This is a genomic window from Flagellimonas okinawensis (assembly GCF_029194005.1).
Classification (GTDB): domain Bacteria; phylum Bacteroidota; class Bacteroidia; order Flavobacteriales; family Flavobacteriaceae; genus Flagellimonas; species Flagellimonas okinawensis.
Genome location: NZ_JARFVA010000008.1, coordinates 98,395 through 110,000 on the forward strand (window position 1 = coordinate 98,395; position 11,606 = coordinate 110,000).

The following is an 11,606-nucleotide window of genomic DNA, read 5'->3' on the forward strand; positions in this document are numbered from 1 at the left end:
AAAAATTACACTACTTCGGCAACAACAAATGTGCTCCCGCCTACATAGACCATATCTCCTTCATTCGCATTTTTCAAAGCGCTTTTAAATCCTTGTTCAACTGACTTGTAAACATCACCTACAACACCCTCTTCCTTAGCAAGTTCCTGAAGCTTTACCGTATCCATGCCCCTAGGAATATTAGGCCTTACAAAATAATAGGATGCATTTTTAGGAAATAGGGACAATACAGATTTGACATCCTTATCATTTACAAAACCAACCACCATATGAAGGTTATTGAACTTTTGCTTTGCAACTTGCTTCAAAACCAATTGCAGACCTTCTTTGTTATGTGCCGTATCACAAACTACTAGAGGGTTTTCTTGTAACACCTGCCACCTTCCTAAAAGTCCGGTATTGTCCACAACGTTTTTAAGGCCTTTGGAAATTGCTTCTTCAGGTACATCAAAGGCTTTTAACCGGCGAATCGTAGCCACTGCCCCTCGTATGTTTTTTTGCTGATAATCGCCAAGCAGATCGGTTTCATACTCCTTCATAGGATCATTATTGTCCGCAAAAACTATATCCGACTTTAGTTGATGTGCAATCAGGTTAAATATCATTTTGGTCTCAGTCTGGGTCTCACTGATTACAACCGGAACCTTTGGCTTGATAATTCCTGCTTTTTCCAAAGCAATTTTTTGCAATGTATCTCCCAAAAACTGTGTATGATCCATACCAATGTTGGTGATCAAGGACACTTCTGGGGTTATAATGTTTGTGGAATCCAAACGCCCGCCAAGTCCAACCTCAATTACTGCAATATCCACAGTTTCTTCTGCAAAATAGCTAAAAGCCATTCCCACTGTCATTTCAAAAAAAGAAAGCTTGTGATATTCAAGAAATGGTTGGTGCTGCGCTATAAAATCTACAACAAATTCCTCGCCGACAACCTTTCCGTTGATTTTGATACGTTCCCTAAAATCCTTTAAATGAGGTGAAGTGTAAAGTCCAACTGTATAACCCGCCTCTTGTAAAATGGAGGCCAACATATGGCTACTGGAACCTTTACCATTGGTCCCTGCAACATGTATACTCTTGAATTTTTTCTCTGGATTGCCCAGTACATTACAGAAGTGGATAATGTTATCCAACTTTGCGTTCATGGCAGCGGCACCTTTCTGTTGGTACATCGGAAGTTGTCCGAACATCCAATCCAACGTTTCTTGATATGTCACTACTGTCCCAGTTTAAAGTTGACGACCACAAAGCCTATTTGCTGGGCTGGAGCGTTGGAATCGGGATTCCATCTATGCAACATCGCGGTTCTTTGTGCCGGTTCTAAAAGACAGGGAGCATTGTTGGTTGTTCCTTTTACTCCTGGTTGTGCCTTGATTACCTTTCCCGTTCTATCCACAACAATACGGACCACTACCCTACCTTCTTCATTGCATTCCTGCTGTACCTTACCTTTGTTTGCCAATGACCTACCGCTTAGGCCGTAACCTCCAGTACCAGTGCCTGGTGAACCATAATATGACGTAGCATATGGATCACCATCGGGCTGGCCCTTATCCCCTGCACGGTCATCGTCGCCTTCACTACCGGTAGTAGTTCCTTCGGATTTTCCTATTCCACCTATCAGAGCATCAACACTTTTCTTTTTAGCTTCTTGCTCTTGGCGCTTCCGCTCTTCGGCCTCACGTTTTTCCCGTGCAATTCGTTCTGCTTCGGCCTTGGCTTTTTCCGCCTCTTCCTCCGCCTTTCGTTGGGCCTCTTGTTGTTGCCGTAGCTTGATGGTCTCCTCATCATTACTGGTCAAAACTTCTTCTACCGGAGCCTCTTCCACAACAGTTTCTTGTGGCTCAGCAGGTTCCGCCACGTCCTGAGGTTCTGGCAAGCTCTCCACCTCTCTAGGTTCCGATCTTACCGGTTCTGTAGGCTGTACTTCACCACTTCCAAATTCCATGGTCCCAAAATTAACGGCAATACCATTTTCAATGGGCGGATCTAAATAGGTGAGTCCAATGTAAAAAAGCAATAGCAGCAAAGCGCTTAACAAAAGAGTTGTAAGCGTAAAGGATTTTTTCTTGTGTCTCGTATCTAAAAAGGACATTATTTTGGCCGCACTGCCAAGATAACCTTGTAACTGTTCCTATTGGCTATATCCATAACGTTCACTGCTTCTTTAATAGCTACGTTTTCTTCAGCCCTTAGGATGATTGTCGGCTTTTCTTGACCTTCAAGTGCCTTTTTTAATTCAATTTCAATGTATTCTTTGTTGATCTGCTCGTTGTTCACAAAATATTTCAGGTCCTTATCAATGGTTACCGAAACGTTCTGAGTGTTCGTCGATTTCCCCTTTGCCTTTGGCAATAGCAAATCCAATGCATTTGGCGCATTGGATGTCAGCATAAAGAACACCAATAACAGGAACACAATGTCCGTCATGGATGACATGCTGAATTCAGGGCTAATTTTGTTTCTTCCCTTCAGTTTCATGGCTAAAGGTTTATATAGGTTCGTTCAATAGGTCCAAGAACTCAACTGCGTTGGCCTCCATTTGATGCACTACCTTATCGGTCCTGTTCACCAAGTGGTTGTAACCGATATACGCAATAATACCAACCACCAAACCGGCAACGGTGGTAGTCATTGCGGTATAAATACCCGATGCCAAAGAGCCCATTTCTGCCTGACCTCCACTACTTGCCATTTCATGGAAAGCCAAAATCATACCAATTACGGTTCCCAAGAAACCGATCATAGGTGCAGCTCCTGCAACAGTAGCCAAAACACTTACATTCTTTTCTAGTTTGTATACCTCAAGGGTACCGGCGTTCTCAATGGCCGTATTGATGTCATCCAGTGGTTTTCCGATGCGGGCAACTCCCTTTTCGGTCAATCGCGCTACAGGAGAATCTGTTTGCGCGCACAATAATTTTGCAGCTTCCAGTTTACCGTTCATGACATGGTCACGAATCTGGTTCATAAAGTTCTTATCTATCTTGGACGCGGCCTTAATGGCAAAAATGCGTTCAAAATAAATGTACATAGCTACAAAAAGAAGAACAAAAAGCACCATTATGATAATAACGCTTCCTGTTCCTCCATTTACGATAAGATCGATTACGGACAAGGTCTTTTCCTCGGAAATTGAAGCAGTTGCCTCAGCACCTTCCGTTACTTCTTGAAAAATATTCATATAAAATCCCCAATTTAATTTGCAATTATAACGGAGATTTTTGAACTAAAGTATTTTTTAGAACAAATATCGCATCACCATAAAGCAAATTGCTCCTGCGATGAAGCCCATAAAGGCCAACCACGATATTTTCTTAAGATACCAGAAGAAATCAATTTTCTCCATTCCCATGGCTACCACACCTGCTGCAGAACCAATAATCAACATACTACCACCTGTTCCCGCGGAATAGGCGATAAAATGCCATAACTGGTCATCCAAAGGCTCAGAGAACATCCCTAAACTCGCTGCTACCAATGGCACGTTATCAATTACTGCAGATCCAACACCTAACAGTATTACCACCAAATCCGAAACTCTTGTTCCTGCCATTTCGGTTCCCATCAAAGGCATACCTTGTTTTAAACCTTCGGCAAAGTTGAACAACAATCCCAATGATTCCAAAGCGGCCACAGCCATTAAAATACCCAAGAAGAACAAAATACTTGGCAATTCGATTTTGGTCAAGGCGCTATGTACGGGACTGTGGTGTGCATGCTCATCGCTTTCCTGATTTACGGATGAAATTGCAATCTTCTTGTTACTGTAGATTTCTGCAAAAGTTGCCACTACGGCCAAGGACAGCATCATACCAACATAGGGAGGCAGATGTGTCACTGTCTTGAAGATCGGTACAAAAACTATGGCTCCCAAGCCCAAATAAAGCATTCTAGGTCCATATTTTGAATCGACACTATCTTCTTCATCCGTATCGATTTCCCCCTTGAACGCAGGAAGGAAAGATGCTATGAAGGATGGCAACAACATACATACCAAGGAAGGAACCAACAAATGCTCAATCAACATAGCTGTGGAAACTTTATTTCCGATCCACAACATAGTGGTGGTTACATCTCCAATTGGGGACCAGGCACCACCTGCGTTGGCAGCAATAATGATCAAACCTGCATACCAAAGTCTTACATCTCTATCCTTAACTATCTTCTGAAGGATGGAAATAAGTACGATTGTAGCAGTAAGGTTGTCAATAATTGCAGAAAGTATAAAGGCCAAGAAAGAGAATATCCAAAGGATTTTCTTTTTGCTCCTTGTCTTTACAAAAGATTTAATCGTGGCAAAACCATCAAAATAATCAATGATCTCCACAATGGTCATCGCACCAAGTAGAAATACCAAGATTTCTGCTGTCTTACCTAAATGGTGGAGCAAGGTCTCTTCCATCAACTCCATTTTTTCCTCGTGCCCAAAGGCTCCGAAGTTTTCGAGCAATTCATGATTGCCGGAGTCGAACCAATTAGTAAAACCGTCGATACCGAATGCCATCAACGCCCACAAGATGGCCATCATGGCCAAGGCAGGGATAAGTTTATCTATTTTCAGGTTATGTTCTAGGGTAATTGCCAAATATCCAATTACAAAAATGACAACTAAAAGGGTTTCCATGTTAAGTTTGGTTTAATTAAGGAATAATATTTTTGAGTAGTTATTCTGTGCCGCTAAAGATATTCAAAATGAATATTTCCGCATAATCTTATACCCATAAAAATATGCTAAACAGAATTGATAAAATTTGAAAATACATCAAAAAATTCAATCATTCTCATTTATTTGATATTATACATAGAATATTAATATTGTAAATCTATATTTGTAGGTAGTTTTTAAATATTTTTCAGTTTTATGGATTTCACACTTTCCGAAGAACAGTTAATGATACAACAAGCGGCAAAGGATTTTGCCCAAAATGAACTTTTACCAGGTGTAATTGAACGTGACGAAACTCAAAAATTTCCAAGTGAACTCGTTAGAAAAATGGGAGAATTGGGGTTTTTAGGAATGATGGTCGACGAAAAATATGGCGGCAGTGGTCTCGGAACCCTATCCTATGTATTGGCCATGGAAGAACTTTCTAAAATAGATGCCTCTGCCTCTGTAATGGTATCGGTAAATAATTCTTTGGTCTGCTGGGGATTGGAAACCTATGGAACCGAAGAGCAAAAACAAAAATACCTTACCCGTTTGGCCTCTGGAGAGATTATCGGTGCGTTTTGCCTGTCCGAGCCCGAAGCGGGAAGTGATGCCACTTCTCAAAAAACAACTGCCATTGACAAAGGTGACCATTACCTATTGAATGGAACAAAAAACTGGATAACCAACGGCAACCAGGCCGAAGTATACCTTGTTATCGCCCAAACCGATAGAGACAAAGGCCACCGAGGTATCAATGCCCTGATTGTGGAAAAAGGAATGGAAGGATTTGATATCGGTCCCAAAGAAAATAAATTGGGTATTCGCGGAAGTGACACCCATTCCTTAATGTTCAACGACGTAAAAGTTCCAAAGGAAAACCGTATTGGAGAGGATGGTTTTGGTTTTAAATTTGCCATGAAAACCTTGGCAGGCGGAAGAATTGGAATAGCCGCTCAAGCGTTGGGTATTGCTGCAGGTGCCTACGAACTGGCCTTGACATACTCAAAGCAAAGAAAAGCGTTTGGAACAGAGATTTCCAATCATCAAGCAATCGCTTTTAAACTCGCGGATATGCATACCAAAATTCAAGCTGCCCGACACTTGGTATACCAAGCGGCTTGTGACAAGGATTCTGGCAACGACTACACTTTGTCGGGTGCAATGGCGAAACTGTATGCCTCGGAGGTTGCTATGGAAACCGCTGTCGAAGCGGTACAAATCCATGGAGGGAACGGTTATGTAAAAGAATACCATGTGGAACGTTTGATGCGGGATGCCAAAATCACCCAAATCTATGAAGGCACCTCCGAAATTCAGAAAATAGTCATCTCCAGAAGCATCTTAAAAGATTAAATTGAACACACCCCCTCCCAAAAGAGGGGGTTCTTTTTGTTTAAACACATTTTAATCGGCCGCATCCCTATTTTATAAGAAGCCCCACGTCTTAAATTCCTGTTAAAATCTTCATAACACTCTTTTTACAAGAGGGAGTCTCTTGATTTTTCCATCCAAATTGAGATAATGATAATTTAACATTCCATATATTCCTAAATTGAGGTTTTTTCAACTCATCATTCCATACGTTGATTATTTATCTGATAATCAGTATTTTTCTTATGGTTTATTTATCTATTTTGATATTTTTGAAGAAATACGTTAATGATGAGATTGGAGAAACAAGGTCTATACCTACCAGAATTTGAGCATGATAACTGCGGAGCAGGTTTCATCTGTAGCTTAAAAGGAATAAAGTCGAACGACATTATACACAAAGCCCTCGAGATCCTAGATAAACTGGAACATCGTGGAGCGGTAAGTTCAGATGGAAAAACAGGCGATGGTGCCGGGATTTTAATTGATATTCCGCACGACTTTTTTATGGACGCTTGTCCATTTGAATTGCCAGAAGCAGGTGAATATGCCGTAGGAAACGTATTTCTACCTCAAAAAGATAACCAACGTGATTTCTGCATCAAGGTCTTTGAAGAGAATATTGAAAAACAAGGCCTACAATTATTGGGATGGAGAGATGTACCTGTGAACCGTTCGGTTCCCGGAAGAATTGCTGCAGAGACCGAACCCTATGTAAAACAGGTCTTTGTTGCCAAAGGTGAGGCCCTTGACGACTTCCAATTCAACCTAAAACTTTTCATTGCACGGAAAATAACCGAGCATGCGGTAATCGAAAGCAAACTTTCAGAAAGTGAGTTCTTCTACCTGCCAAGCCTTTCCACCAAAATCATCATTTTTAAAGGTCTATTGGTACCAAAAGATATCAGCAAATATTACGAGGACCTATTGGACCCAAGGGTAGTTACCCGTTTGGCTTTGGTTCACCAACGTTTTTCCACCAACACGTTCCCAAATTGGGACTTGGCACAACCATTCCGATATATGTGCCACAATGGGGAGATAAACACACTAAGAGGTAATGTTTCGCGCATGCGCTCGCGCGAAGAGCTCATGCAAAGTGACTGGTTCGGAGAGGACATTAAAAATATTCTTCCCGTTGTTCTGCCGGCAAAATCGGATTCTGCCAGTATGGATATGGTAGTGGAGCTTTTACTTATGACGGGACGTTCTTTGCCAGAGGTAATGATGATGCTGGTTCCCGAAGCTTGGGAAAAAAATCCAGACATGTCCGAAGCCAAAAGAGCATTTTATGAGTATAACTCCTGTTTAATGGAACCATGGGACGGTCCTGCCTCCATACCCTTTACAGATGGTAATTATATCGGTGCGGTATTGGACAGAAACGGACTTCGCCCATCTAGATATTCCGTGACCAAACAAGGCTATGTCATCATGTCATCGGAAACCGGTGTAGTAGAATTGGAGCCAGAGGATATCGAGTTCCATGGAAGATTGGAACCTGGAAAAATGTTCTTGGTCAACATGGAAGAGGGTAGAATCGTCAACGACGAGGAAATCAAGGAACACATTGCCAAAAAGCATCCCTACAAGAAATGGTTAAAAGACAATTTGGTGCACCTCAGGGATATACCTTATAATGATTGCCCTGTATTTTTTGGTGAATTTCCATTAAAAACAAGAAGAACCGCCTTCGGTTACACGCAAGAGGATATTAATACTATTATTATGCCCATGGCAGAAAATGGTAAAGAACCCATCGGTTCCATGGGGTCCGATACCCCGATTGCCGTATTGTCCGAACGCCCTCAACTTATATACAATTACTTTAAACAACTTTTTGCGCAGGTAACCAACCCTCCTTTGGATGGTATTCGAGAAGAATTGATCACGGATATTAGCTTAACGCTCGGAAGCGATCATAATATTTTTGACTATTCAGAGCTGCACTGTCGTAAGCTTAAAATCCAAAACCCGGTAATTTCCAAGGAAGATTTGGATAAAATCAAAAATTACGACGCAAGTCCGGATTACAAAGTAGTATCCATTTCCATGCTCTACGAAATCAACAAAGGGCACAACGGTCTGGAAGAAGCTTTGGATTCCATTCTTAAGCAAGCTTCCAATGCCATTGATGAGGGCGCCAACATTATTATCCTTTCCGATAGAATGGTAAGCACCGAAATGGCGGCTATACCAGCACTCTTGGCCTGTTCTTATGTTAACAGTGGGCTTAGAAAATTAGGTAAGCGATCTAAATTGAGCATTATCATCGAATCTGCAGAGCCAAGGGAAGTGCATCATTTTGCCTTACTGTTCGGTTTTGGGGCAAGTGCCATCAACCCTTATTTGGTGAACGAAATTATCGGAGAACAGATTGAAGAAAACAATATTACGGACTATACATTCGAGGAAGCGGTAAAAAATTACAACAAGGCGATAGGTAAGGGAATCTTAAAAGTGATGAACAAAATTGGGATTTCCACCCTCAACTCCTATCGAGGATCCCAACTTTTTGAATGTATAGGGATAAACACCACAGTTGTAGATAAATATTTCCCGAACACACCTACCCGAATCCAGGGAATAGGTCTTTATGAAATAGAAAAAGAAGTAACCAAACGCCATAAAAAAGCGTTCCTTTCAAAGGAAATAGCAGCCAATCTCGAAATAGAGGTCGGTGGAGAGTATCGATGGAGAAGAAACGGCGAGAAGCACATGTTCAATCCATTAAGTGTCGCTATGCTTCAAAAATCGGTACGCAATAACGAGCCGGAAACTTATAAGGAGTATTCCAAAATGGTCAATGAGCAATCCAAACACCTAATGACCATCCGTGGACTGTTCGAATTTTCGAACTATGACCCCATTCCCATTGAAGAAGTTGAACCTTGGACAGAAATTGTAAAAAGGTTCAAAACGGGGGCAATGTCCTACGGAAGTATCAGCAAGGAGGCCCACGAAAATCTTGCGATTGCGATGAACCGGATTGGAGGCAAGAGTAATTCGGGTGAAGGCGGAGAGGATTCGGCTCGTTTCTATAGAAGTCAAACAGGAGACTGGCGAAACAGTGCCATTAAACAGGTGGCTTCCGGCAGGTTCGGTGTAACCTCCAATTACCTTTCCAATGCACAGGAAATACAGATTAAAATGGCACAAGGGGCCAAACCGGGAGAAGGAGGTCAACTACCTGGCCCAAAAGTAAACCCAGCCATTGCCAAAACCAGAAATTCCACACCCTATGTTGGATTGATATCCCCACCTCCCCACCACGATATTTACTCTATTGAGGATTTGTCCCAATTGATTTACGATCTAAAATCAGCAAATAGGGAAGCTCGCGTAAATGTAAAATTAGTGTCCGAGGTTGGAGTAGGAACCGTTGCCGCCGGTGTGGCCAAGGCAAAGGCCGATGTAATCCTTATTTCCGGATTTGATGGCGGTACAGGAGCCTCTCCTTTAACCTCCTTAAAACATGCAGGTCTACCATGGGAGCTCGGAATTGCGGAAGCACAACAAACTTTGGTGTTGAACGACTTAAGAAACAGGGTTGTTTTGGAATGTGACGGTCAGCTGAAAACTGGTCGGGATGTTGCTATCGCATGTCTCTTAGGCGCCGAAGAGTTCGGCTTTGCCACAGCTCCGTTAGTCGCTTCTGGATGTATAATGATGCGTGTTTGCCACTTGAACACATGTCCCGTGGGTATTGCCACACAAAACCCGGAACTACGTAAAAAGTTTGCCGGCAAACCGGAACACGTGGTCAACTACATGTATTTTGTAGCACAAGAACTTCGTGAGATCATGGCCAAATTAGGATTTAGAACTTTGAACGAAATGGTAGGCCAAGTTCAAAAATTGGACAGAAAAAAGGCTGTGGAGCATTATAAAGCCGCTGGTATTGATTTAACTCCTATCCTTTACCAAATCGATGTTCCCGAGGGGACCAAATTCCACAACACGGAAAAACAATATCACGAAATAGATAAATCCATCGAATTTGAAATTATTGGCAAGGCCCACCCTGCTTTGTTCAGAAAGGAAAAAACAACACTGGATTTCCCAATTCACAATACGGACAGGGCAGTCGGAGCTATTATAAGCAACGAAATTTCAAAAATTTATGGAGCAGATGGCTTGCCTGAAAATACCCTTAAATTAAACTTTACAGGTTCTGCTGGTCAAAGTTTTGGGGCATTTGCCACCAAGGGATTGACCATGGTAGTCAACGGTAATACCAACGATTATCTTGGAAAAGGGCTTTCTGGAGCTAAATTGGTCATTAAAGTACCTTTTAAATCAACCATTAAACCGGAGGATAATATAATAACTGGAAATGTAACCCTTTATGGCGCCACCTCTGGTGAAGCATACATCAATGGTAAGGCCGGGGAACGTTTCTGTGTAAGAAACTCCGGGGCTAAAGCTGTGGTAGAGGGAATTGGAGATCATGGATGTGAATATATGACTGGCGGTGTTGCCGTGATCTTAGGTTCTGTTGGAAGAAACTTCGGAGCAGGAATGAGCGGTGGAATTGCCTACGTATACGACAAGGACAACACCTTTAGGCGTAATTGCAATGGAGAAGCACTCAACCTATTGGCCGTTGAAGAGGACAACGATATTAAAGAACTCAAGGATTTGATTGAAAACCATTACAATGCAACTCTAAGTCCTTTGGCACAGAGCATACTTGAAAATTGGGAAAAATGTCTCCCAAAATTCATTAAAGTATTCCCAGAGGAATATCGTCAGGCACTTATTAGATTGGAACAAGAAAAAATGGAAACCTTATAATTTTAGACATGGGAAAGATTACAGGATTTTTGGAATTTGACAGAAAGGATGAAACGTACGCCCCGGTCAAAGAACGCATCAAAAACTATAAGGAGTTCACAAAACCTTTAAAAGAAGGTGAATTAAAAAACCAAGGAGCACGTTGTATGGATTGCGGGATACCCTTCTGCCATAGCGGCTGTCCATTGGGAAACTTGATTCCCGATTTCAACGATGCCGTTTACAGAGGAAAATGGGAAAAAGCGGCGAAAATTCTTCATTCCACGAATAATTTTCCAGAGTTTACCGGGAGATTATGCCCGGCACCATGCGAAGAAGCATGTGTTTTGGGAATTAACGAGCCTGCTGTTTCAATAGAGAACATTGAAAAAAACATTGTTGAAACTGCCTTTAAAAATGGGTGGATACAACCAGAACCGCCAACCATCAGAACCGAGAAAAAAATAGCGGTGGTAGGTTCGGGCCCTGCCGGCTTAGCTGCAGCACAACAATTGAACAGAGCTGGCCATAATGTTACGGTTTTTGAACGTGATGAAAAACCCGGCGGCCTTTTAAGGTATGGGATTCCCGACTTTAAAATGGAAAAAAACGTGATCGACCGCCGTCTTGAGGTGATGGAAAAGGAAGGTATTGAGTTCAGAACTGGAGTTCACGTAGGGGTAGATGTAACCGCAAAAGAACTTCAAAATGATTTCGACTCAATAGTTCTTTGTGGTGGTGCCACAGTAAGACGCACCTTGCCTGTTCCCGGAGCAGATGCCAAAGGTGTGGTACAGGCTAT

At 42.1% G+C, this 11,606-nt stretch carries 8 protein-coding genes (1 of these 8 running past the window's edge); 3 read left to right on the top strand and 5 right to left on the bottom strand.

The features are described from left to right. Positions 1-5: 5 nt before the first annotated feature. From PY091_RS17465 to nhaD, 5 genes are read right to left on the bottom strand one after another with little or no spacing between them, the layout of a single operon-like run. Positions 6-1,220 carry a bifunctional folylpolyglutamate synthase/dihydrofolate synthase gene (locus PY091_RS17465; protein ID WP_275650780.1) on the bottom strand — a complete coding sequence of 405 codons (1,215 nt, stop codon included), beginning with the start codon at positions 1,218-1,220 and terminating at the stop codon, positions 6-8. After that, a complete protein-coding gene (locus PY091_RS17470; RefSeq protein ID WP_275650781.1) occupies positions 1,220-2,098 on the bottom strand; it encodes an energy transducer TonB in 879 nt (292 codons plus the stop codon). Before PY091_RS17470 ends, PY091_RS17465 begins: the two co-directional genes overlap by 1 nt. Next, on the bottom strand, positions 2,098-2,484 hold the full coding sequence (locus PY091_RS17475; protein WP_014032087.1) for an ExbD/TolR family protein: 387 nt from the start codon (positions 2,482-2,484) through the stop codon (positions 2,098-2,100). The genes PY091_RS17470 and PY091_RS17475 overlap by 1 nt, the downstream gene beginning before the upstream one ends. A 10-nt stretch (positions 2,485-2,494) precedes the next feature. Next, positions 2,495-3,187, bottom strand: a complete 693-nt coding sequence (locus PY091_RS17480; RefSeq protein WP_100816273.1) for a MotA/TolQ/ExbB proton channel family protein — start codon at positions 3,185-3,187, stop codon at positions 2,495-2,497. 57 nt (positions 3,188-3,244) lie between these two features. Beyond that, the gene (gene nhaD / locus PY091_RS17485; protein ID WP_275650782.1) at positions 3,245-4,630 is read right to left on the bottom strand and encodes a sodium:proton antiporter NhaD; all 1,386 of its coding nucleotides are present in this window, start codon (positions 4,628-4,630) and stop codon (positions 3,245-3,247) included. A gap of 237 nt (positions 4,631-4,867) precedes the next feature. Here nhaD and PY091_RS17490 point away from each other — a divergent pair, with 237 nt between their 5' ends. The 3 genes from PY091_RS17490 to PY091_RS17500 all read left to right on the top strand — a co-directional run. After that, entirely contained in the window at positions 4,868-6,010 is a 1,143-nt protein-coding gene (locus PY091_RS17490) for an acyl-CoA dehydrogenase (protein ID WP_275650783.1), read from the top strand. Between the two features lie 309 nt (positions 6,011-6,319). Beyond that, positions 6,320-10,825 carry a glutamate synthase large subunit gene (gene gltB / locus PY091_RS17495; protein WP_275650788.1) on the top strand — a complete coding sequence of 1,502 codons (4,506 nt, stop codon included), beginning with the start codon at positions 6,320-6,322 and terminating at the stop codon, positions 10,823-10,825. A gap of 8 nt (positions 10,826-10,833) precedes the next feature. Next, positions 10,834-11,606: the 5' portion of a glutamate synthase subunit beta gene (locus PY091_RS17500; RefSeq protein WP_275650784.1), read on the top strand. Its footprint extends 694 nt past the window's final position; 773 of the gene's 1,467 nt are visible here — the first part of the coding sequence; its start codon is at positions 10,834-10,836; the stop codon falls past the right edge of the window.

Bases quoted from the DNA above. Each gene is read 5' to 3' on its own strand.
- PY091_RS17480 (WP_100816273.1), bottom strand. From the start codon at position 3,187: ATGAATATTTTTCAAGAAGTAACGGAAGGTGCTGAGGCAACTGCTTCA.
- nhaD (WP_275650782.1), bottom strand. From the start codon at position 4,630: ATGGAAACCCTTTTAGTTGTCATTTTTGTAATTGGATATTTGGCAATT.
- PY091_RS17475 (WP_014032087.1), bottom strand. From the start codon at position 2,484: ATGAAACTGAAGGGAAGAAACAAAATTAGCCCTGAATTCAGCATGTCA.
- PY091_RS17490 (WP_275650783.1), top strand. From the start codon at position 4,868: ATGGATTTCACACTTTCCGAAGAACAGTTAATGATACAACAAGCGGCA.
- PY091_RS17470 (WP_275650781.1), bottom strand. From the start codon at position 2,098: ATGTCCTTTTTAGATACGAGACACAAGAAAAAATCCTTTACGCTTACA.
- gltB (WP_275650788.1), top strand. From the start codon at position 6,320: ATGAGATTGGAGAAACAAGGTCTATACCTACCAGAATTTGAGCATGAT.